The 20944-nt window shown below is 63.9% G+C and carries 20 protein-coding genes; 12 read left to right on the top strand and 8 right to left on the bottom strand.

All coding sequences use genetic code 11. The annotated features are described in order from the left end of the window. Nucleotides 1–7: 7 nt before the first annotated feature. The 5 genes from dapE to dapC all read right to left on the bottom strand — a co-directional run bounded on the left by dapE (nucleotide 8) and on the right by dapC (nucleotide 5428). Nucleotides 8–1144 (bottom strand): succinyl-diaminopimelate desuccinylase, encoded by a 1137-nt coding sequence (gene dapE, locus AC1RDJ_RS17770; RefSeq protein ID WP_493028275.1) that lies wholly within the window; start codon nucleotides 1142–1144, stop codon nucleotides 8–10. A 54-nt stretch (nucleotides 1145–1198) separates the two neighbouring features. Further along, complete coding sequence (locus AC1RDJ_RS17765; protein ID WP_289885829.1) at nucleotides 1199–1552, bottom strand: ArsC family reductase; 354 nt, start codon at nucleotides 1550–1552, stop codon at nucleotides 1199–1201. 135 nt (nucleotides 1553–1687) lie between these two features. Continuing rightward, on the bottom strand, nucleotides 1688–3235 hold the full coding sequence (locus tag AC1RDJ_RS17760; protein ID WP_493028274.1) for an FAD-dependent oxidoreductase: 1548 nt from the start codon (nucleotides 3233–3235) through the stop codon (nucleotides 1688–1690). 122 nt (nucleotides 3236–3357) lie between these two features. Then, nucleotides 3358–4185: a 2,3,4,5-tetrahydropyridine-2,6-dicarboxylate N-succinyltransferase gene (gene dapD, locus AC1RDJ_RS17755; protein WP_071322849.1), complete on the bottom strand. Its 828-nt coding sequence runs from the start codon at nucleotides 4183–4185 to the stop codon at nucleotides 3358–3360. A gap of 13 nt (nucleotides 4186–4198) precedes the next feature. After that, on the bottom strand, nucleotides 4199–5428 hold the full coding sequence (dapC, locus tag AC1RDJ_RS17750) for a succinyldiaminopimelate transaminase (protein WP_071322850.1): 1230 nt from the start codon (nucleotides 5426–5428) through the stop codon (nucleotides 4199–4201). A gap of 303 nt (nucleotides 5429–5731) precedes the next feature. On the opposite strand from dapC, the gene tsaB reads away from it, so the two are divergent. Genes tsaB through AC1RDJ_RS17730 form a run of 4 tightly spaced genes read left to right on the top strand, consistent with a single transcriptional unit; the run spans nucleotide 5732 to nucleotide 8838 of the window. Further along, the gene (gene tsaB, locus AC1RDJ_RS17745; protein WP_289885832.1) at nucleotides 5732–6457 is read left to right on the top strand and encodes a tRNA (adenosine(37)-N6)-threonylcarbamoyltransferase complex dimerization subunit type 1 TsaB; all 726 of its coding nucleotides are present in this window, start codon (nucleotides 5732–5734) and stop codon (nucleotides 6455–6457) included. Next, nucleotides 6454–6963, top strand: coding sequence for a ribosomal protein S18-alanine N-acetyltransferase (gene rimI, locus AC1RDJ_RS17740; RefSeq protein WP_071322852.1), 510 nt, complete (start codon nucleotides 6454–6456; stop codon nucleotides 6961–6963). The genes tsaB and rimI overlap by 4 nt, the downstream gene beginning before the upstream one ends. After that, a complete protein-coding gene (locus tag AC1RDJ_RS17735) occupies nucleotides 6960–7895 on the top strand; it encodes a uracil-DNA glycosylase (RefSeq protein WP_493028273.1) in 936 nt (311 codons plus the stop codon). Before rimI ends, AC1RDJ_RS17735 begins: the two co-directional genes overlap by 4 nt. Next, the gene (locus tag AC1RDJ_RS17730) at nucleotides 7882–8838 is read left to right on the top strand and encodes a DUF1853 family protein (protein WP_493028272.1); all 957 of its coding nucleotides are present in this window, start codon (nucleotides 7882–7884) and stop codon (nucleotides 8836–8838) included. The genes AC1RDJ_RS17735 and AC1RDJ_RS17730 overlap by 14 nt, the downstream gene beginning before the upstream one ends. A gap of 184 nt (nucleotides 8839–9022) precedes the next feature. Here AC1RDJ_RS17730 and lplT read toward each other — a convergent pair whose 3' ends face one another. Then, on the bottom strand, nucleotides 9023–10285 hold the full coding sequence (lplT, locus tag AC1RDJ_RS17725; protein WP_071322855.1) for a lysophospholipid transporter LplT: 1263 nt from the start codon (nucleotides 10283–10285) through the stop codon (nucleotides 9023–9025). 245 nt (nucleotides 10286–10530) lie between these two features. On the opposite strand from lplT, the gene alr reads away from it, so the two are divergent. The 4 genes from alr (at nucleotide 10531) to fliD (ending at nucleotide 15158) form a co-directional block, all read left to right on the top strand. Then, nucleotides 10531–11622 (top strand): alanine racemase, encoded by a 1092-nt coding sequence (alr, locus tag AC1RDJ_RS17720; protein ID WP_289885835.1) that lies wholly within the window; start codon nucleotides 10531–10533, stop codon nucleotides 11620–11622. 79 nt (nucleotides 11623–11701) lie between these two features. Beyond that, a complete protein-coding gene (radA, locus tag AC1RDJ_RS17715) occupies nucleotides 11702–13078 on the top strand; it encodes a DNA repair protein RadA (RefSeq protein ID WP_071322857.1) in 1377 nt (458 codons plus the stop codon). A 131-nt stretch (nucleotides 13079–13209) separates the two neighbouring features. Next, nucleotides 13210–13530 carry a PilZ domain-containing protein gene (locus AC1RDJ_RS17710; RefSeq protein ID WP_289885836.1) on the top strand — a complete coding sequence of 107 codons (321 nt, stop codon included), beginning with the start codon at nucleotides 13210–13212 and terminating at the stop codon, nucleotides 13528–13530. 242 nt (nucleotides 13531–13772) lie between these two features. After that, nucleotides 13773–15158: a flagellar filament capping protein FliD gene (gene fliD / locus AC1RDJ_RS17705; RefSeq protein ID WP_493028270.1), complete on the top strand. Its 1386-nt coding sequence runs from the start codon at nucleotides 13773–13775 to the stop codon at nucleotides 15156–15158. 127 nt (nucleotides 15159–15285) lie between these two features. Here fliD and AC1RDJ_RS17700 read toward each other — a convergent pair whose 3' ends face one another. Further along, complete coding sequence (locus AC1RDJ_RS17700) at nucleotides 15286–16056, bottom strand: AraC family transcriptional regulator (protein WP_083411692.1); 771 nt, start codon at nucleotides 16054–16056, stop codon at nucleotides 15286–15288. Nucleotides 16057–16186: 130 nt separating this feature from the next. Here AC1RDJ_RS17700 and AC1RDJ_RS17695 point away from each other — a divergent pair, with 130 nt between their 5' ends. The 4 genes from AC1RDJ_RS17695 to AC1RDJ_RS17680 all read left to right on the top strand — a co-directional run bounded on the left by AC1RDJ_RS17695 (nucleotide 16187) and on the right by AC1RDJ_RS17680 (nucleotide 20487). Then, a complete protein-coding gene (locus tag AC1RDJ_RS17695) occupies nucleotides 16187–17437 on the top strand; it encodes an MFS transporter (protein ID WP_071322861.1) in 1251 nt (416 codons plus the stop codon). Between the two features lie 32 nt (nucleotides 17438–17469). Further along, entirely contained in the window at nucleotides 17470–17964 is a 495-nt protein-coding gene (rraA, locus tag AC1RDJ_RS17690) for a ribonuclease E activity regulator RraA (RefSeq protein ID WP_071322862.1), read from the top strand. A gap of 355 nt (nucleotides 17965–18319) precedes the next feature. Further along, the gene (gene aceA / locus AC1RDJ_RS17685) at nucleotides 18320–19618 is read left to right on the top strand and encodes an isocitrate lyase (RefSeq protein WP_493028269.1); all 1299 of its coding nucleotides are present in this window, start codon (nucleotides 18320–18322) and stop codon (nucleotides 19616–19618) included. Nucleotides 19619–19845: 227 nt separating this feature from the next. After that, nucleotides 19846–20487, top strand: a complete 642-nt coding sequence (locus tag AC1RDJ_RS17680) for a choice-of-anchor C family protein (RefSeq protein WP_493028268.1) — start codon at nucleotides 19846–19848, stop codon at nucleotides 20485–20487. A gap of 58 nt (nucleotides 20488–20545) precedes the next feature. Here the strand turns inward: AC1RDJ_RS17680 and AC1RDJ_RS17675 are convergent, their stop codons facing one another. Then, nucleotides 20546–20935, bottom strand: coding sequence for a DUF4952 domain-containing protein (locus AC1RDJ_RS17675; RefSeq protein ID WP_493028267.1), 390 nt, complete (start codon nucleotides 20933–20935; stop codon nucleotides 20546–20548). Nucleotides 20936–20944: the final 9 nt, after the last annotated feature.

The following is a 20944-nucleotide window of genomic DNA, read 5'->3' as shown; positions in this document are numbered from 1 at the left end:
TATTCATTCAGACGGGCAGCAAATGCTCCAGCGTACGCCGGTAAATATTTTTCAGGGGATCGATGTGGCGCAGTTCGATGTGCTCGTCGATCTTGTGAATACTGGCATTGGGCGGCCCGAATTCTATCACTTGGGGGCAGATCTGCGCGATAAACCGGCCATCCGAGGTGCCGCCCGTGGTCGACAGCTCCGTCGTGATGCCCGTTTCCGCATGGATCGCGGACGACAGCGCGTCGGAGAGGGTGCCGCGCGGCGTGAGGAAGGGCTGGCCGCTCAGGGTCCATTGCAAATCGTATTGCAAGTCATGCTTGTCGAGGATGGCGTGGACGCGCCCCTGCAGGCTTTCCGTCGTGCTGGCCGTGGAAAAGCGGAAGTTGAAATCGATCACCATGTCGCCCGGAATCACGTTGTTGGCGCCCGTGCCCGCGTTGATGTTGGACATTTGCCATGACGTCGGCAGGTAATATTCGTTGCCTGCGTCCCATTTTTCCTCGACCAGGTCGGCCAGCGCCTGCGCCGCTTCGTGGATGGGGTTCTGCGCCAGGTGCGGGTAGGCGATATGGCCTTGCACGCCCTTGATCGTCAGCCGGCCCGACAGCGAACCGCGGCGGCCATTCTTGATCATGTCGCCCAGCTGCGCGCTCGACGTCGGTTCGCCCACCAGGCAATAGTCGATCCGTTCGCCACGTTCCTTGAGCTTGTCGCAGACGATGACGGTGCCGTCCGTGGCCGGGCCTTCCTCGTCGCTCGTGATCAGAAAGGCGATCGAGCCCGTGTGCTCGGGCGTGGCGGCGATGAATTCCTCGCAGGCAACTACCATCGCGGCGATCGAAGTCTTCATGTCGGCCGCGCCACGGCCGTACAGCTTGCCGTCGCGGTGGGTGGGAATGAATGGCAGCGAGCGCCATTGCTCGACGGGGCCGGTCGGCACCACGTCCGTATGGCCGGCAAAGACGAACACGGGCGACGTCGTGCCGCGGCGCGCCCACAGGTTGGTGACGTCGTTCGACTGTATCGTCTCGCAGGCAAAGCCCAGCGGCGTGAGGATATCGATCAGGTGCTGCTGGCAGCCCTTGTCATCGGGCGTGACCGAGGACAGGGCGATCAGTTTTTCGGTCAGGGCGAGGGTTTTGGAGGTGGTCATGGTGTCGAGCGGGGTCGTACCCTTGGGGGCGCCCCAGCCTTGCAGGTGGCGGGTTTAAACTGAAAAAATGGTCTTGTACTGCGCATCGGAAAACGCCACGCTGAACTGGCCATCCTTGTCCAGCACGGGGCGCTTGATGATGGACGGGTTTTCCAGCATCAGCTCGAGGGCGCTGGCCGCGTCGGTGATCGATGCCTTGCGCTCGTCGGACAGGGCGCGCCAGGTCGTGCCTTTCCTGTTGACCAGCACATCCCACGGCAGCTGCTGCAGCCACGCTTCCACGGTGGCCCGTTCCAGGCCCTGTTTCTTGAAGTCGTGGAAGGCGAAGTCGAGTTGCTGCGCGGCCAGCCAGGTGCGGGCCTTTTTGACGGTATCGCAGTTGGGGATACCGTAGAGTGTAATGGTCATAGTGATAGTGCTAACGGGGAATGAATGCGGTTCGCTTGATCGCGGCGCTTGCGCCAGCACGATATGCGATGTTAGCCGTCATTATACAGTCGATGTGCAGCCGATGCGGCGCTGCAACATGTCCCGCGGATTCCCCTACACGGGCCGCGGCGCCGCCTTGCCCATCTCTGGCGCACCGAAATGCAGGCCCAGGCGCAAGGCCAGGGCGCGCAGGGCGCCGCTTTCCTGCAGGTGCAGGGCCAGCGCGATATGGCCGTCGGGGCGCACCAGGTAGGCGGCGTCGCGGCCCAGTCCGGCCAGCTTGGCGGCCACGTTGAAGGTATAGCAATGCACGGGCAGTTTGAGCACACGCGCCTCGTCCAGCAGTTCGGGCGCCGGCTCGCCATAGATATGCAATTGCCAATCCATGCTGCGCAGGCCCGTGAAATTGTCTTGCGTGCCATCGGAGAACCACGGCAGGCGGTCGCCGCCGCGCAAGTGTTCCGCGTAGCCGGCGGACAGGGCGCTGTCTTCATAGCTGATCTGGATTTGCGATACCGTCTTGAACAGCAAACGGCGCGCGCGCTCGAAGCCGGACAGGAAGGGCAGCGCGTGCGGCACCAGCCAGCGCCGCAGGAATTGCCCGGCCATGCCTTGCGCGACGATGGCCTGGAAGGCGCGGTCGGTGGTGGCGACGAGGCGGCGCGCGAAGACGATGCGCTCGCTTTCATAGGTGTCGAGCAGGGCGTCGTTGCTCTGGCCGTGCAGCTTTTGCGCCAGTTTCCACGCCAGGTTGACGGCGTCGCCCAGGCCCGTGTTCATGCCCTGGCCGCCGACGGGGCTGTGCAAGTGCGCCGCGTCGCCGAGGAGGAAGCAGCGCCGCTGGCGAAATTGCCCGGCCACCCGGTGATGCACTTTATACGTGGAAAACCAGTTGACGTGCTCGACCTGGGCTCCCAGCAGGGTTTCCACGTCGGCGCGCACGTCGTCGAAGACGGGCGCGGGCGCGCCTTCCGGGCGGTCGGGCAGGATGCCGATCAGGCGCTGCATGCCGCTGGTGCGCACGGGCAGCATCAGGGCGAAGGAATTCGCGCCCAGGTGGGCGTGCAAATCCGTGTTGCCGCCGGCCACCTGCGCATCGGCCACGTAATACAGGTGGTCATAGGTGCCGCCGGAAAAGTCCACGCCGGCGATCGTGCGCACGGCGCTGCGGGCGCCGTCGCAGCCGCAGATATAGTCAAACGTGCAATATTGGCGTTCGCCATCTTTCAATAGAATGGCTTGCACTTCGCTATCGTCCTGCGTCCACAGGTCCAGCGTGAGGTTCCATTCCACGTGCACGCCGGCCGCCGCCAGCTTGCTGATAAGAAAACGTTCATGTTCGTCCTGGGGCAGGCTCAGCACGAAGGGATAGGGGCTCAGGCCTTCGCCGATCTCGCCCAGCGTCAGTTTCACCAGTTCCTCGCCGCCTTCATGGATGTGCGCCGCATTGATCTTGATGCCGAGGCTGACCAGCTCGTCGGCAAAGCCCAGCTGCTGGTAAAACTCCAGGGTGCGCGCATGCACGGCCATGGCCCGCGACGCCTGGCCCGGTCCGCTATTCTTGTCGATGATGCGGCAATCGACGCCATGGCGCGCCAGGCGCAAGGCAAGCATGAGGCCGGTAGGGCCGGCGCCGACGATCAATACGGGAGGTGTATTCATGCCATCCAGTATAGGACAGGATGGAAGGCGGGGGCGGGACGATTGAAGTTGCGTACCGGAAATGAAAATGTCCCGCCAGAGCGGGACATCCGGGGTGCGGCGTGCGCCTTGCGGCGCAGTGATTAAATTCCGCGCAGCAACTCGTTGATGCCGGTCTTGGCGCGGGTCTTCGCATCCACGCGCTTGACGATCACGGCGCAGTACAGCGAGTACTTGCCGTCTTCCGATGGCAGGTTGCCCGACACCACGACGGAGCCGGCTGGCACGCGGCCGTAGGTGACTTCGCCCGTGGCGCGGTCGTAGATCTTGGTCGACTGGCCGATGTAGACGCCCATCGAGATGACCGAGTTTTCCTCGACGATCACGCCTTCGACGATTTCCGAGCGGGCGCCGATGAAGCAATTGTCTTCGATGATGGTCGGGTTCGCTTGCATGGGCTCGAGCACGCCGCCGATGCCGACGCCGCCGGACAGGTGGACGTTCTTGCCGATCTGCGCACAGGAACCGACGGTGGCCCAGGTGTCGACCATGGCGCCTTCATCGACGTAGGCGCCGATGTTGACGTAGGACGGCATCAGCACGACGTTCTTGGCGATGAAGCTGCCGCGGCGGGCGACGGCTGGCGGCACCACGCGGAAACCGCCCTTGGCGAAGTCTTCCTTCGTGTAGTTGGCGAACTTGGTCGGCACCTTGTCGTAGAACTGCATCGTGCCATCGGATGGCAGGACGACGTTGTCTTCCAGGCGGAACGACAACAGCACGGCTTTCTTGACCCACTGGTTGACGACCCAGTCGCCCGTGGTTTTTTCCGCCACGCGGATGCTGCCGTTGTCCAGGCCATTGATGACGTGGGCGACGGCGTCGCGCAGTTCGGCAGTGCCGTTGCCCGGATTGATCTCGGCGCGGTTTTCCCAGGCCTGGTCGATGATGTTTTGCAGTTGTTGGCTCATGATGATGTCTTGTTTAGTTGATTGATGCGGATGCGGAAAGCTGCTGGCAGAATTTTACTATGCGCAGCGCCGCTTCCAGCCCTTCGGCCGTTTCGGCCACGAGGGCCATGCGGATGCGGTTGCGGCCCGGATTGATGCCGTGCGCGTCGCGCGCCAGGTAACTGCCAGGCAATACCGTGACATTATATTCGGCGTACAGGCGTTGCGCGAATTGCGTGTCGGACAGTCCCGTGCGGCTGACGTCGGCCCACAGGTAGAAGCCGGCGTCCGGCAGTTGCACGTCCATCACCGTTTGCAGCAGCGGCGTGATGGCGTCGAACTTGGCGCGGTACTTGGCGCGATTTTCCTCGACATGGGTTTCGTCGTTCCAGGCCGCGACGGAGGCCGCCTGCACGGCGGGGCTCATGGCGCCGCCGTGGTAGGTTCGGTACAGCAGGAATTTTTTCAGCACTTCCGCGTCGCCGGCGACAAAGCCCGAGCGCATGCCCGGCACGTTCGAGCGCTTCGACAGGCTGGAAAACACCACCAGGCGCGCATATGGACGCTCGATGGTGGACAGGCCCAGCATGTGCGCCGCCTGCAGTGCGCCCAGCGGGGGCGTGTCGCCGTGGTAAATCTCGGAATAGCACTCGTCGGCGGCGATGACGAAGTCGTGGCGCTCGGACAGGGCGAACAGGTGTTCCCAGTCCGTCAGGCTCAGGACGGCGCCCGTCGGGTTGCCCGGCGAACACAGGAACAGCAGCTTGACCTTTTCCCACACGGACGCGGGCACGCTGTCGTAATCGCAGCCGAAATTGCGCGCCGGGTCGGAATTGACGAAATACGGTTCGGCGCCGGCCAGGTAGGCCGCGCCTTCATAGATCTGGTAAAACGGATTCGGGCTGATCACGAGCGAGCCGGCCGACGGATCGATCACCGTTTGCGCCAGCGCAAACAGCGCTTCGCGCGAACCGTTCACGGGCAGGATTTGCGTGGCAGGATTGAGCTTGGGGATGCCATAGCGGCGCTCGAGCCAGCCGGCAATGGCGGTACGCAAGGCTTCCGAACCGATGGTGGTCGGATAGCTGGCCAGGCCATGGATATTGTCCGTCAATGCCTGCTCGATGAAGGCTGGCGTCGGATGCTTGGGTTCGCCCATGCCCAGGCTGATGGGCGCGTAGTCGGGATTGACCGTCACGCCGGCAAACAGCTGGCGCAGCTTTTCAAACGGATATGGTTGCAGTTTAGCAAGAAGTGGATTCACGGAGCGGACCAGGGCAAGAGTGGAATGATGGTGTCGCCGATCATGGCCGGCGCGGCGCAATGACGCAGGTCAAATAAATCGGCTCAGCCTTTTATTATAGCCGTCCTCGCGCATGGGCTGTGCAAGCGGGGCCTGGCAGGGCGATGCCTTGGCTGCGGCTGCGGCTGGTGCCGGCCTCGTGGCCATGGCTGGCGCCGGGCCCGGTTCATGCCAGGTCCTGCCAGCCCCGGCGCGCCGCCTGCCCATCACGGCCTTGCCGCGCCGGGGAGTGCCGCGCCATGGCGCGGCAGGGTAAAATACGCTATGTCTACCTTACTTCCCACCCTGCTTGCTATTGAAACTTCGTCGGAACTCGCGTCTTGCGCCTTGCTGCGCGGCGATGCCGTCCTGTCCCGCTCTTCCTCGGGCGTGCGCACCCATTCCCAGTCCATCTTGCCGATGGTGCAAGAACTGCTGGCCGAAGCGGGTGTGACCCTGGCCGAGGTCGACGCCATCGCCTATGGCTCCGGCCCCGGTTCGTTTACGGGCGTGCGCACGGCATGCGGCATCGCGCAAGGCCTGGCCTATGGTGCCAGCCTGCCCGTCGTGCCCGTCGTCACCCTCGATGCGATGGCGCTCGCGTGCCATCAGCAGCATGGCGCGCAACGCATCGTAACCGTGCTCGACGCCCGCATGGGTGAAGTGTACTGGGCGCAATACGATTATCAGGATGGCTTGCAAGCCGTCTTGCCGCCGGCCCTGAGCGCGCCGGCCGGCGTGGCGCCGCAAGGCGACGTCGCCGGCTGCGGCAATGGCTTCACGGCGTATGCCGAGGCATTGGCCGCGCTGCCCTGCGCCGCCACTGCCGATGCCGCCATCATGCCGCACGCCGTGCAGGTGGCGCAGCTGGCGCGCATCGCTTTTGCCGCCGGCCACGTCGTGAAGGCGGCCGATGCCCAGCCTTTGTACTTGCGCAACAAGATCGCCTACACGAGCGCCGAACGCCTGGACATGCAGGCCGCCAAGGCGGCCGCGGAGTCCGTGCAATGAGGGAGGCGGGCAAGGACGCGGTAACGCAGGCCGACAGCGCAGCCGGCTGGGACTTGCTGCGCCTCGACTATCAGCCGATGGGCGAAGCGGACCTGGCCGAAGTGCTGGCGCTGGAGCAGCGCGTATATCCGCATCCCTGGACGCATGGCAACTTTGTCGATTCGCTGCAGAGCGGCTACCCGGCCTGGGTCTTGCGCGACGTGGATGGCACCTTGCTCGGCTACTTCCTGCTGATGCTGGTCGTCGACGAGGCGCATTTGCTCAACGTGGCCGTCGACGGCGCCATTCAGGGCCAGGGGCTGGGCCGTTTCCTGCTGAACCAGGCCTGCGCCTGCGCGCGCCAGCTGGGCATGGAATCGATGCTGCTGGAAGTGCGCCCGTCGAATGTGCGCGCGCTCGATATTTACCAGCGCTATGGATTTGCACAGATAGGCCGGCGCAAGGGATACTATCCGGCCAGTAACTCGCAACGTGAGGACGCCATCGTGATGCGTTATACCTTATGAGCCGCAGCGCCGTTTTCCTCGATGAAATGGGCGTCGGCCCCCTGTGGCGCCTGCGCCAGGGCGCCGCGCCCGAGGCCGCCGAAGCAGCGCTGGCGGACATCGTTGCCACAGTGGAGGTTGCCGCGCCCGTGACGGTGCCGGCACCCGTCCACGTCCCCGTGCCGGTGGCCGCAACGCCGCCAGCCGAAGCGCCTGCGCCCGTGGCTGCGGTGCCTGCCGAAGTGGCCGTCGTGGCGGATGTGGCAGAGATGGCACCGGTCGCCGTTGCCGTCGTGCCCGTTCCAGCCGCCGCGTCGGACGACACGGCCTGGTTCGACGACGCGCCCGCGCCGCCGCCCGCCAGGCAGCTGAGCGACGCCGACATCGCCGCCCTCGACTGGGAAGGCTTGACGGCGGCCGTGGCCAAATGCGCGCGCTGCGACCTGTGCAAGACGCGCAAGGGCGTCGTCATGGGCCGTGGCGATCGCCAGGGCGATTGGCTGATGCTGGCCAGCAGCCCCTCGCGTGCGGAAGAGCGGGAAGGGCGCGGCTTGCCGGGCGAACAAGGCCAGTTGCTCGACAATATGCTGAAAGCCATCGCCGTCGATGCGGGGCGCGATGTGTATATTACCCACTTGCTGAAATGCCGTCCGCTCGATGATGCGGGACAGGAACGCTTGCCGACAGAGGCCGAGTCCGCCGCTTGCCGGCCGTATTTCGAGCGCGAACTGGCCCTGCTGCAACCGCGCACCATCGTCACCCTCGGTTCGATGGCTGCCGCCGGCATCACGCCGGGCGAAAAGCCCGTGCGCGGCAAGGTGCGCCAGATGGGCAATGCTGCCGTCGTGGCGACCTTCCATCCGGAAATGCTGCTGCAGGATGAGACGGGCAAGGCCAAGGCGCGCGCCTGGGCCGACCTGTGCCTGGCGAAAAGCACGCATGCCCGCGGCTGACACGGCCAGCGACAGCTTCCAGGCCCGTTTCGAGCAACGCTGGGGGCACCTGACCCGCCCCCACGTGCGGGCGCTGGCCTGGCTGCTCGACTCGCCCGACTTGCTGGCCCCGGCCAGCGCCCACTGGGGCGGGCGCATCGCCAGCCTGGGGCCGCTCACGCCCGCCGTGGTCGCATGGCTGGGCGCACTGCAGGTGGAGCCGGCGCCGCTCGATGCGGCGCTGGGGCCGCGATTCTATTCCCGCCTGGGCCTGTATGCTGAAAAGCTGCTGGCCTTTTATTTTGAGCAACATGGTGTATTGCAAGCCCACGGCTTGCAAGTGCAGGTCAACCGCAACGACACCGTGGGCGAGTTCGACTTCCTGCTGAAAAACATGGATGGCGACGGCAATTCCTTGCTGCACTGGGAATTTGCCACCAAGTTCTACCTGCTCGAAGGCGCGCCCGATCCCGGCATTTTCAACCACTTGATCGGCCCCAACCTGGCCGATACCTTGGGCTTGAAGATGCGCAAGATACTCGACAAGCAACTGGCCCTGTCCCGCCATCCGGCCGCGCAAAACTTGCTGGCGCAACCGGTGCGCGCGGCGCAGGCGCTGGTCAAGGGCTGGCTGTTCTACGCCCCCGGCACGGCGCCCCGCATCGACGGTATTTCCCTGGAGCATGGTCATGGCTTCTGGTGCACGCCGGCACAGCTGGCGGGACAGCGCTATGTCGTCCTGCCGCGCCTGCAGTGGCTGGCGCCGTTCAAGGGCCGCGACGTGGCGGTGCTCGATGCGGCCGCCTTGCAAGCGCAGTTGTTTGATCTGGCGCAACCGGTGATGGTGGCGCAGGTGGATAATATCGAAGGTTGGGAAGTGGAGCGCGCGAGGGGCTTTGTCGTGCCCGAGGATTGGACGGCGCAGGCTGCCGCGCGACGGCTGGCAGGTGGCTTACCGATTTAAAACTCTGAACCCAATACGAAATCCGGGGTTCGACCCTGATGGTCTGCCCCCATCCTTGGCTTGGGTTGAGTGTTTCAGTGTTTCTGCTTGCCAATCAACGACAGATTATGGTGCTCAGTTACGTAGGTCAGATTAGCGCGGTAGGTCGGATTAGCGCGTAGCGCGTAATCCGACGCCACATTGCTTAATGTTTTTGCTCGCCAATCAGCGACAGATTGTCGTGTTCGGCCTGGTTCAGCTTGTGCTTGCGCATGATCATGTACATGGTGCCGGCGACGAACAGGCCGAACAGGGTGATGATGATGTTCAGCGGCAGGTGCAGGCGGATCATGATGGAATACACGGCCAGCATGGTCAAAATGGACAGGTTTTCATTGAAGTTCTGCACGGCGATCGAATGGCCTGCGCTCATCAGCACGTGGCCGCGGTGTTGCAGCAGGGCGTTCATCGGCACGACGAAGAAGCCGGACAGGGCGCCGATCAGTATCAGCAGCGGGTAGGCGATCCACACGGAATGCACTTGCGTCATCATCATGACGATCACGCCCATGGCGATGCCGAGCGGAATGACGGTCAGCGATTTGCGCAGCGGAATGAAGCGGGCCGACAGCACGGCGCCGGCCGCCACGCCGATGGCGACCACGCCCACCAGGCTGGTCGCCTTGTCGAACGGCATATTCAAGGATTGCTTGGCCCATTCCAGCACGATCAGCTGCAAGGTGGCGCCGGCGCCCCAGAACAGGGTCGTCACGGCCAGGGTGATCTGGCCCAGCTTGTCTTTCCACAGGATGGAATAGCAATTGGCAAAATCGGTAATCAGTTTGATAGGATTGCGTTCCTGGTGCGGATACACGCAGCCCGTGTCGGGAATCTTCAGGTTGGCCAGCGTGGCGAGGATGTAGATGCCAACCACCACGCACAGGGCCGCTTCCGTCTTGTTGGTGATGCCCGTGTCGATCAGCGGGAAGTCGAAGGACAGCAGCATGTCGGACACGTGGCCGCTGACGAGCGCGCCGCCCATGACGGTGCCGAGGATGATGGAGGTGACGGTCAAGCCTTCGATCCAGCCATTCGCCGCCACCAGCTTTTCCGGCGGCAGCAATTCCGTCAGGATGCCGTACTTGGCGGGCGAGTACACGGCCGCGCCAAAGCCGACGACGGCGTAGGCCAGCAGCGGGTGCACGTGGAAAAAGACGAGGGCGCAGCCAAAGATCTTGACCATGTTGGCGATGAACATGACCTTGCCTTTAGGCAGGGCGTCGGCGAAGGCGCCGACGAAGGCGGCCAGCAGCACGTAGAACAGCACGAACGACAGTTTGAGCAGCGGCGTGATCCACGCCGGGGATTTCATGGACACCAATAAATCGACGGCGACAAAAAAGAGGGCGTTATCTGCCAGCGAGGAAAAGAACTGCGCCGCCATGATGGTATAAAAACCACGATTCATTCTGGAATGCCTGAAATCATATCTGGCTTGCTTTATACCACGAAAAAACGGCAAACCCCAAGTTTGGACGGGCCCGCTTTGCATCGTCTTGCCTAAGCGAAGCTTAATTTTTCTGCCGTAGAAAAATACACATACATATGAGCATTTTATAAATACTGTCGTGTGCGACCATCGTGCACGCCTGCCGACCCGCGTCCGGCCCATCCGGTAAAATACGGCTTTCCCACCTGCCGTGAACGACGCATATGCCCAGGCCCCTGATCGCCACCATCCATCTCGATGCCATGCAACATAATCTGGCGCGTGCCCGCGCCTGCGCGCAAGGCGCGAAGGTCTGGGCCGTGGTGAAGGCGAATGCCTATGGCCATGGCCTGGAGCGGGCGATGCGGGGCTTTGCGCAAGCCGATGGCCTGGCGCTGGTCGAGGTCGATTACGCAGTGCGCTTGCGCGAACTGGGCTGGACCAAGCCCATCTTGCTGCTGGAAGGATTTTTCGACGCCAGCGACTTGCCTGTCATGGCGCAGTACGGCTTGAGCGGCAGCGTGCACTGTGTTGAACAGATCGCCATGCTGGAAGCGGCGCGCCTGCCGCGGCCCATCGACGTGCAGCTGAAAATGAATACGGGCATGAACCGCCTGGGTTTCACCCCGCAGGCCGTGGCCGCCGCGTATGCGCGCCTGCGCGCCATGCCGCATGTCGGCACGATCACCCTGATGACGCATTTCGCCAATGCGGACGAAGCGGCGCCCACGCGCATGCCACTGGCGCAGCAGATGCTGCGCTTCGAGGCGGGCGCGGCCAGCATAGGCACGCCCTTGCCGCGCAGCCTGTGCAATTCGGCCGGCCTGCTGCTGCACCGGCTCGACAGCGACTGGGTGCGCCCCGGCATCATGCTGTACGGCGGCACGCCCAGCGGCGCCCCCGGCGGCACGTCGGCGCAGGCATTCGGCTTGCTGCCCACCATGACCTTGCGCAGTAGCATCATCGGCATCCAGGACATCGCCGCGGGCGAGGTGGTCGGCTATGGCAGCCGCTACGAGGCGGCCGGCAACGTCAAGGTGGGTGTGGTGGCTTGCGGCTACGCGGACGGCTATCCGCGCCACGCGCCCGAGGGCACGCCCGTGCTGGTCGACGGCGTGCGCACCGTGCTCATCGGCAGGGTGTCGATGGACATGCTGATGGTCGACCTCACGCCCGTGCCCGGCGCACGGGTGGGCAGCAGCGTGACCTTATGGGGGCAGGGCATGCCGATCGACGAGGTGGCGCTGGCCGCCGGCACCATCGGCTACGAGCTGATGTGCGCACTGGCGCCGCGCGTGCCCGTGACCGAGGGGTGAGGCAACAGTGACGCGAGCGCGCTGTTTGTATATACTGTATATATAGACAGCAGTTTCACCTTACCGGGCAAAGTACACCATGGCAAAAGTCAAGACCATCTACACCTGCAGCGATTGCGGCGCCATCAGCAATAAATGGATGGGGCAATGCACCTCGTGCAACCAGTGGAATACCATGGTGGAAACCGTGCCCGAGACGGGCGGCAACAACCGCTATTCGAATCCGCAGCACATGTCGCTGGCGCAGACGGCGCCCGTGCTGTCGCTCGACGATATCGACGCCATTGACGTGCCGCGTTTCGGCACGGGCATCGAGGAATTCGACCGCGTGCTGGGGGGCGGCATGGTGGCGGGCGGCGTCGTGCTGATCGGCGGCGATCCCGGCATCGGCAAGTCGACCCTGCTGCTGCAGGCGCTGGCGAACATGTCGCACCACAAGCGCGTGCTGTATGTGAGCGGCGAGGAATCGGGCGCGCAGATCGCCCTGCGCGCCAAGCGCCTCGTCATCGACGCCAAGGAACTCAAGCTGCAGGCCGAGATCCAACTCGAGAAGATCCTCGCCACGCTGGCCGACCTGAAGCCGGAAGTGGTGGTCATCGACTCGATCCAGACCGTGTATTCGGACGCCCTCAGCTCGGCGCCCGGTTCCGTGGCGCAGGTGCGCGAGTGTGCCGCGCAGCTCACGCGCGCGGCCAAGCAGACGGGCGTGACCATCATTCTGGTGGGCCACGTGACGAAGGAAGGCGCGCTGGCCGGCCCGCGCGTGCTCGAGCACATCGTCGACACGGTGCTGTATTTCGAGGGCGACGCCCATTCCAGCTTCCGCCTCGTGCGCGCCATCAAGAACCGCTTCGGCGCCGTCAATGAGCTGGGCGTGTTCGCCATGACGGAAAAGGGCTTGAAGGGCGTGTCGAACCCGTCCGCCCTGTTCCTGTCGCAGCACGACAACCAGGTGCCGGGTTCGTGCGTGATGGTGACGCAGGAAGGCACGCGTCCGCTGCTGGTGGAAATCCAGGCCCTCGTCGACACCAGCCACTTGCCGAATGCGCGCCGCCTGTCCGTCGGCCTCGAGCAAAACCGCCTGGCCATGCTGCTGGCCGTGGCGCACCGCCATGCGGGCATCGCCGCCTTCGACCAGGATGTCTTCATCAACGCCGTCGGTGGCGTCAAGATCACGGAACCGGCGGCCGACCTGGCGGTGTTGCTGGCGATTAACTCGTCGATGCGCAACAAGCCGCTGCCGCGCGGGCTCGTCGTGTTTGGCGAAGTGGGCCTGGCCGGCGAAATCCGTCCCGCGCCGCGGGGCCAGGAGCGCTTGCGCGAAGCGGCCAAGCTGGGCTTTACCCTGGCCGTGGTGCCCAAGTCGAACTTGCCGAAGCAAGCCATCGACGGCATCAAGGTCATCGGCGTGGAGCGCATCGACGAAGCGTTCAACAAGCTGCGCGACCACGAGTAAAAGTTGGTATGGTTTAAATGCCAAGCTTGAGACAAGTCAAACTAAATTTCCGTTTAGAACTATAATATTTGTCCGATGGATTCACCTCGTGAATCCGCGTCGACCATGAATTGATAGAGAAGCGGAATACAGTGTCAGTTGAGCAAAGGCAGGGCGCACGCAAGATATTGCGTGCCAAGGCAATGTTGGTGATGGATGGCGCGGGCCCCGTGGCGGCGCGCACGCTTGACGTGGGGCCGGGCGGCATGTCGGCCGTCGTGGCCGACCCGGTGCCGACAGGCAAGCAGGGCAAGGTGCTGTTCGAGCTGTTTTACGATGGCAAGGCGCATATCATCGAGGCGCGCACGTCCGTGTCGCATTGCATTTTCAGCAGTGCCGGTTTCAAGGTGGGACTCACTTTCCAGCACCTGGACATGGCCGTCAGCAGCGCCATTTCCAAGTTCATGCGCTAGCCGCGCCATCGGCCTGCGCGCAAGCGGCGGCGCTGTAGAAATGCGCTAAAATGGTGCAAAGGCAATGCACTGCGGTAAACATGGCTCTGCTCGCTGTTTTGATCTTTTGGCCATGCTGCATAATTATCAATCAGTAGAGACGACGCTGCCGCGCATGAGCGTTTGCCGCCTCATCTCTTGTAGACGCCGCGCACGGTCATGCCGATCCGTGGGCGCACCCCCTCACCGGATGAAAAGCCACCATGTTTAATTCGACTATCAACAGCAGGGCCTACACCAACAATACGCAGCAGACCACGCAGGGCAATATTTCGGCCGACGTGTATGCCAAGGTCGAGCGCCAGATGCAGTCGCAGAACACGGGCGTGGTCAAGCTCAACGCCTCGCTGGCGCGCGACCAGGCCAAGTTCTCGGGCCTGGGCCAGCTGCAGTCGGCGCTGGCGAAATTCCAGACCGTGGCCAAGAACATGTCCGGCAGCGGCTTGGCCACCTCGGCCACGCCGAGCGCCAAGGATGTGCTCAGCGCCACCACCACCGACAAGGCCGCCAGCGGCAGCCACGAGCTGAACGTCAAGCAGCTGGCGCAGGGGCAGACCCTGCTCAGCGGGGCGCAGAAGTCGACGACGACGCCGATCGGCACGGGCGCGCCGGCACTGGTCAAGATCGAACTGGGCACGGCCGACGGCAAGCAATTCACGCCCGGCGGCGGCAAGATCATTTCGCTCACCATCGACAGCAGCAACAATAGCCTGGACGGCATCGCCGCCGCGCTCAAGCAGCAGGGCATCGACGCCAGCGTCGTCAAGGGACCGGATGGCTATTCGCTGGCGCTGAACGGCAAGAGCGGCGCCGACAGCAGCATGCGCATCAGCGTGGCTGGCGACGCGGCCGTCAGCAACCTGCTCGCGTATGCGCCGGGCTCGGCCAAGGGCATGCAGCAGACGGTGGCCGCGCAAGACGCGCTGCTGACCGTCGACGGCAAGGAAATCAAGAGCGCCACGAACACCCTGACGACGGCCATCGAAGGCGCCACCATCGAACTGAAGAAGAAGGGCACGACGGACCTCGTCATTGCCAAGGACAGCAGCCAGATCGCCAGCAACGTGGCCAGTTTCGTCACCGCCTACAATGAGCTCAACAGCAAGCTGCAGAGCCTGCAGCAGGGCGACTTGAAATCCGACACGGCGCTGGGCCAGGTGCGTTCGCAGATGGAACAGGTGCTGCGCACGGCCAGCACGGGCGTGCCCGCCTCCGTTCTCGGCAGCGCTGGCGTGACCCTGGGCAAGAGCGGCGAACTGGTGCTCGACGAGAAAAAGCTGAAGGCGGCCATCGCGGCCGATCCCGATGCCGTCAGCAAGCTGTTTACGAATAACGGCAAGGGCGTGGCCGACCAGTTCGCGAGCAAGATCGGCGAGCTGACGGGGGAAACGAGCATTATCCGCAAGGAAGTGCAAACGGTCGGCAAGGAAATCACCACCCTCACCAACAAGAAAGCCGTGCTGGCCAAGGCGCTGACGGCGCAGGCGCAGGCCTTGGTAAAAGCGTATTCGGCGCAGGAACAGATGGGCTTGAATTCGGCCTTGCCCGGTTATACCGGCAAGAATTCGCTCTTCGACTTCATGGCCTGAGCGCGCGCTGGCCGGCCTGGGGTGCGGCTAAAATCACCTTGGCCGCGCACGCCGCCTTGCGTGCCAGGCTAAGGACTGCGGCGACGCGCCTCGCCCGGAACGCCGTATCGGCACGCTGCTGCGCTACTCATATCCTGTCGCCCTGGGCAAAGAAGGCCGACGGCGAACTGCCGAAAGTCTTCTTGAACATGGCGGAAAAGGCCGACTGGCTGGCGTAGCCCAGCTCTTCGGCCACCTGCGACAGCGGCACGCCGCGCGCGATCAGCGGCGCCGCATGCGCCAGGCGCACCTGCTGGCGCCACTGGCCGAAACTCATGCCCAATTCCCGTTCGAACAGCCGTGCCAGGGTGCGCTCCGAGGCGCCCACCAGCTGCGCCCAGTGTTCCAGCGTCTGGTTCAGGCCAGGCTTGTCGATCAGGCTGTCGCACAGGGTCTTCAGGCGCTTGTCGCTGGGCAAGGGAACGCGGATGGGACGCGTACCCGAGCGCTTCAATTCATCGAGTATCAGTTCGGCCAGCAGCGCTTCGCGCGCCGGTTCCTGGCCCGGATCCAGCTGTTCCAGCGCCATGATCAGCTGGCGCAGCAGGCTCGACACTTCCAGCACCTTGCAGTCGCTGCCCGTGAACGGGGCGCGCGCGGCATGGATGCACAGCGGGCGCAAGCGGGTTTTTTCCAGTATCGTGACGGCATGTTCCACATTCGGCGCGATCCAGATGGCGCGCATGGGCGGCAGCACCCAGCTGCTGTTGTTGGCCGTGATGCGCAGCACGCCTTCCAGCGCCATGGTGACCTGGCCCCAGGGGTGGGTGTGCGGCAAGAGAAATTCATCGGGCTGCAGGTCGCGCGCGATCATGGTCACGGGGATGGTCGCGCTGGGCGCCTCCCGTGGCGGACACATGCGAGTATGGTGGAGGATAGGTACACCCATCAGCTTGGCCTTAATTCGATAAATTATGTCGTTCTGTCGGAAAACAGACGATGGTATTTTGCATACACTTGAGCTTCACCAGTATAAGACAGGGTATGACATGATAACAACAAACTCGGCAACGCACCTGCCGCCGCATGTGCCACCATCGTTGCGCAGCGACGCGCGCGTCATCGCCCTGGTGGGCCTGGCGCATGGCGTGTCGCACTTCTACCATTTGATCCTGGCGGCCCTGTTCGTCTGGCTGAAACCCGCATTCGGCCTGTCGTATGCGGAGCTGGGCTTGCTGATGACGGTGTTTTTCATCATCTCGGGCGTGGGGCAGGCGCTGGCCGGCTTCGTCGTCGACCGTTTCGGCGCGCGCGCCGTGTTGTTTTCCGGCGTCTTCCTGCTGGGCGTGTCGGCGCTGGCCCTGTCCACCGCCCACAGCTATGCGGCCCTGATGCTGGGCGCCATGTTGGCCGGCATGGGCAACAGCGTGTTCCACCCGGCCGACTACACGATCCTCAACCAGCGCGTCTCGGCGGCCCGCGTGGCTTACGGCTTTTCCGTGCATGGCATCAGCGGCAACATCGGCTGGGCCCTGGCGCCCCTGTTCATGACGTATGTCGCTACAAATTATGACTGGCGGGTGGCGCTGCAATGCGCGGCCGTGCTGCCGTTCGCCGTGCTGCTGGTCCTGTTCCTGAACCGCCACGCCATCCGCCCCGAGCCGCTGAAGAAGGCCGCGCCGGGCCAGCCGGCCGGTGGCGAAGGCACGCTGGACTTCTTACGCCTGCCCGCCGTGTGGATGTGCTTTGCCTTCTTCTTCATTACCGCCATCGCCCTGGGCGGCATCCAGAGCTTTGCCAGCGTGGCCCTCGTCAAGCTGTATGGCATGAGCCTGGCGCTGGCCACCAGCGCCTATACGGCCTACATGCTGGCTTCGGCCGTGGGCATGCTGGCCGGCGGCATCGTCGGCGCGCGCAGCAAGCAGCCGGACCGCAACGTGGCGATCGCCTTTTCCGCCGCCGCGCTGCTGGCCGTGCTGCTGGCCATGGCCGTCGTGCCGGCCTGGGGCGCCGTCGTGCTGATGGGCGCCATCGGCTTGACCTCGGGCGTGGCGGGGCCGTCGCGCGACCTGATGATACGCGCGGCGGCGCCGAAGAATGCCACGGGGCGCGTGTATGGCGTCGTGTATTCGGGTCTCGACAGCGGCCTGGCCGTCGGCCCCCTGTTCTTTGGCGCGCTGATGGATGGCAACCATCCGGCCCTGCTGTTCGTCTTCATCGGCGTGTTCCAGGCGCTGGCCATTGCCACGGCCGTCGGCGTGGGCGGTAAAACGCGTGCCGCGGCGCTGCAAAAGGCATAGAATCGTTGTCATCTGTCACTGAGGGAGTAAGCATGACTTTTGCCACCACCGACCTGTGCGACGACCATGCTGCCATGCTGGACGACGGCACCCTGGCCGTGTTGCCGCCCGTCTACCGCGCCTTCGGCCAGCGCGTGCGTTTCAGCGGCCCCGCCACCACCTTGCAAGTGTTCGAGGACAACGCCCTCGTGCGCAGCACCCTGGAAACGCCGGGCCAGGGCCACGTGCTAGTGATCGACGGCGGCGGCAGCCTGCGCCGAGCGCTGGTGGGCGGCCAGCTGGCCGTGCTGGCCGACAGCAATGGCTGGGCCGGCATCGTCGTCGACGGCTGCATCCGCGACAGCGAGGAAATCCAGGTCTGCCAGATCGGCGTGCGGGCCCTGGCCACGCATCCGCGCAAGAGCAACAAGACGGGCGCCGGCCAGCGCGACGTGCGCGTGCAAGTCAGCGGCGTGACCGTGCAACCGGGCGACTGGATCTATGCCGATGCGGACGGCATCCTCGTGGCGCGCCAGCAACTCGATTAAGCGGGACACATCTGGTCATCCGCCATGCGCGCCTTCGGGCGCGTTTTTTTTGCGCCGCTTGTCGCCGCACAAATCCACTGGCGAGCTGGACGCTATGCTGGTGGCAGGCGCCGCTTTTCATCACCGTGGATGGCATTCCACATGGTGCAATGGCGTGACTGGCGGGACGCCCGTGGCTGTCCCATGCAGAGAAATACTCTTCCGCATCCTGAAAAATTATCATTAAGCAATTGATTTCATATGTAAAATTTTAAGTTATATGTCTTATATAAGACTGTTGCTGCGGCGCGCAAAGCAGCCTATGATTTACTCAACGGACGTCCTTCCAACCTGGCATGTCGAGAGGAGAAACACCATGGCAACGCGTGAAGAGCAGGCAGCAGCCTTGCAGGCAGACTGGGACGGCAATCCGCGCTGGCAAGGCGTGGTGCGCAATTACACGGCCGGGGACGTGGTGCGCCTGCGCGGCTCCGTGCAGGTCGAGCACACGCTGGCGCGGCGCGGCGCGGACAAGCTGTGGCAGCTGCTGCAGCATGAACCGTTCGTCAATGCGCTGGGCGCGCTGACGGGCAACCAGGCCATGCAGCAGGTCAAGGCGGGCTTGAAAGCCGTGTATCTGTCCGGCTGGCAAGTGGCGGGCGACGCCAACAATGCCGGTGAAATGTATCCGGACCAGTCGCTGTACCCGGCCAATTCCGTGCCCACTGTCGTCAAGCGCATCAATAACACCTTCCAGCGCGCCGACCAGATTCAATGGTCGGAAGGCAAGGACGACGTCGATTTCTTCGCGCCCATCGTGGCCGATGCGGAAGCGGGCTTTGGCGGCGTGCTGAACGCCTATGAATTGATGAAGGCCATGATAGACGCGGGTGCGGCTGGCGTGCACTTTGAAGACCAGCTCGCTTCCGTGAAGAAATGCGGCCACATGGGCGGCAAGGTGCTGGTGCCGACGCGCGAAGCGGTGGAAAAACTCACGGCGGCGCGCCTGGCGGCCGACGTGATGGGCACCTCGACCCTCGTCATCGCCCGCACCGATGCGGAAGCGGCCGATTTGCTGACATCCGACGTGGACGACAACGACAGCCCCTTCTGCACGGGCGAGCGCACGGTGGAAGGCTTTTACAAGACCCGCGCGGGCCTCGACCAAGCCGTTGCGCGCGCGCGCGCGTATGCGCCGTACGCCGACCTCGTCTGGTGCGAAACGGGCAAGCCCGACCTGGCGTTTGCGAAGAAGTTTGCCGACGCCGTGCATGCTAAGTTCCCCGGCAAGATGCTGGCCTATAACTGTTCGCCTTCGTTCAACTGGAAGAAAAACCTCGACGACGCCACCATCGCCAAATTCCAGAAGGAACTGGGCGCCATGGGCTACAAGTTCCAGTTCATCACGCTGGCCGGCTTCCACGCCTTGAATTACGGCATGTTCAACCTGGCCCACGGCTATGCGCGCCGGCAGATGTCGGCCTTCGTGGAATTGCAGGAAGCGGAATTCGCGGCGGCCGACAAGGGTTTTACGGCCGTCAAGCACCAGCGCGAAGTGGGCACCGGCTATTTCGACGCCGTGACGCAGGCCATCCAGCAGGGGCAAAGTTCGACGACGGCCCTGCATGGCTCGACGGAAGACGAGCAGTTTTTCGAGGCCAAGCAGGTGGCCTGACCGTTATCGCAGGCAGGAGGAGACGGGCAGGGGAGGCACATCTCCGCCCACGGGAAAGCCACGGCGGACGATGGACGCCGTGGCTTTTTTTCGTCCGCGGCTTGAAACGGGTGTTGCAAATTGGATAAATTCAATATTCTTTTGCAAAGTTCTTTGATTTTCATCAAAGCTGAGATATGATTTCACTTAAGGTAACTTAATTATCAACAAGGCAAGGAAATCACACCATGAAAATCACCGCCATCGCCGCCGTCCTTGCCCTGTTTGCAGCCGGCACCGCCAGCGCCAGCCCCGTCAACCTGATCACGAATGGCGACTTCGAAACCGTCGCGCCCGGCTACACGTTTGCCAGCGGCTTCCAGGTCGTCAACAGCGGCTCGTCCGCGATTACGGGCTGGAACGTGGGCGCTTCCTCGGTCGACCTGATCCGCAATGCCTACAACGCCATCGACGGCTACAGCATCGACTTGCTGGGCACGCCAGGCCCCGGTTTTCTGTCGCAAAGCTTCAGCGTCGTGGCCGGCCAGACATATAACCTGAGCTTTGACATGGCGCGCAATCCGAACGGTCCGGCAGGCCAGGGCGTGGCCGTCAGCTTTGGCGGCGTGGCGCAGGATTTCTACTCGACGGCAGGCGCCTCGAATACCTTGTACAGCAACAGCCTGAGCTTCACTGCCGCCTCCACGGGCCTGGCGACGCTGTCGTTTGCCAGCGCGGCCAAGGCCGGCACGCCGTTCGACAATTACTCGGGCGCCGTGATCGACAATGTGGCCGTGATGGCCGCCGTGCCGGAACCGGAAACCTACGCCATGCTGCTGGCCGGCCTGGGCCTGATGGGCTTCCTGCGCCGCCGCAAGGCCGCCAACTAATCCCGGCTTTGCCCCACGTCAACACCGCCTGTCGCATCGCGCAGGCGGTTTTTGTCTTTCAGGGGCCTTGCGCGTAGCCGTCGGCCCGCACGACAACGTTCCCGATCCGCGGCCAGGCGGCGCGCGTCCTGGCCGGCGTTTCGCCCGTAGCCATGAGCAGCACGTAGCCGTAGCCCGTGCGGCGGTCGCGCCAGGAATGGGGCGTGCTGTCCCACATGCAGCAATAGCGCTGGAGCTTGGGCAAGCCATGGGCGCGCCGCAGATACGCTTGCGCCTGCAGCGCATGCTGGTCCTCCACCTGGCAGCGCACCTCGAACGGCTGGTCCTGGCGTTGCCTATTCTGCTGGCAACCCTGGCAGACGAGATGCGCGGGCTTCTGGCCCGGCCAGGCCAGCACGTCGCCGCAGGCCGGTTCGGCGTCCTGCGCACCGCCCGCGCCCGATAGCAACAGCGAGGG

It is taken from the genome of Janthinobacterium sp. GW822-FHT07H10 (assembly GCF_058798675.1).
The sequence above is the reverse complement of the archived record's forward strand: the minus strand, read 5'-3'. Positions and strand labels throughout refer to the sequence as shown.

What these genes read in the sequence shown, in the direction of transcription:
- dapE (WP_493028275.1), bottom strand. Translation starts at nt 1,144, where the DNA reads ATGACCACCTCCAAAACCCTCGCCCTGACCGAAAAACTGATCGCCCTG.
- AC1RDJ_RS17765 (WP_289885829.1), bottom strand. Translation starts at nt 1,552, where the DNA reads ATGACCATTACACTCTACGGTATCCCCAACTGCGATACCGTCAAAAAG.
- AC1RDJ_RS17760 (WP_493028274.1), bottom strand. Translation starts at nt 3,235, where the DNA reads ATGAATACACCTCCCGTATTGATCGTCGGCGCCGGCCCTACCGGCCTC.
- dapD (WP_071322849.1), bottom strand. Translation starts at nt 4,185, where the DNA reads ATGAGCCAACAACTGCAAAACATCATCGACCAGGCCTGGGAAAACCGC.
- tsaB (WP_289885832.1), top strand. Translation starts at nt 5,732, where the DNA reads ATGTCTACCTTACTTCCCACCCTGCTTGCTATTGAAACTTCGTCGGAA.
- rimI (WP_071322852.1), top strand. Translation starts at nt 6,454, where the DNA reads ATGAGGGAGGCGGGCAAGGACGCGGTAACGCAGGCCGACAGCGCAGCC.
- AC1RDJ_RS17735 (WP_493028273.1), top strand. Translation starts at nt 6,960, where the DNA reads ATGAGCCGCAGCGCCGTTTTCCTCGATGAAATGGGCGTCGGCCCCCTG.
- AC1RDJ_RS17730 (WP_493028272.1), top strand. Translation starts at nt 7,882, where the DNA reads ATGCCCGCGGCTGACACGGCCAGCGACAGCTTCCAGGCCCGTTTCGAG.
- lplT (WP_071322855.1), bottom strand. Translation starts at nt 10,285, where the DNA reads ATGAATCGTGGTTTTTATACCATCATGGCGGCGCAGTTCTTTTCCTCG.
- alr (WP_289885835.1), top strand. Translation starts at nt 10,531, where the DNA reads ATGCCCAGGCCCCTGATCGCCACCATCCATCTCGATGCCATGCAACAT.
- radA (WP_071322857.1), top strand. Translation starts at nt 11,702, where the DNA reads ATGGCAAAAGTCAAGACCATCTACACCTGCAGCGATTGCGGCGCCATC.
- fliD (WP_493028270.1), top strand. Translation starts at nt 13,773, where the DNA reads ATGTTTAATTCGACTATCAACAGCAGGGCCTACACCAACAATACGCAG.
- AC1RDJ_RS17700 (WP_083411692.1), bottom strand. Translation starts at nt 16,056, where the DNA reads ATGTGTCCGCCACGGGAGGCGCCCAGCGCGACCATCCCCGTGACCATG.
- AC1RDJ_RS17695 (WP_071322861.1), top strand. Translation starts at nt 16,187, where the DNA reads ATGATAACAACAAACTCGGCAACGCACCTGCCGCCGCATGTGCCACCA.
- rraA (WP_071322862.1), top strand. Translation starts at nt 17,470, where the DNA reads ATGACTTTTGCCACCACCGACCTGTGCGACGACCATGCTGCCATGCTG.
- aceA (WP_493028269.1), top strand. Translation starts at nt 18,320, where the DNA reads ATGGCAACGCGTGAAGAGCAGGCAGCAGCCTTGCAGGCAGACTGGGAC.
- AC1RDJ_RS17680 (WP_493028268.1), top strand. Translation starts at nt 19,846, where the DNA reads ATGAAAATCACCGCCATCGCCGCCGTCCTTGCCCTGTTTGCAGCCGGC.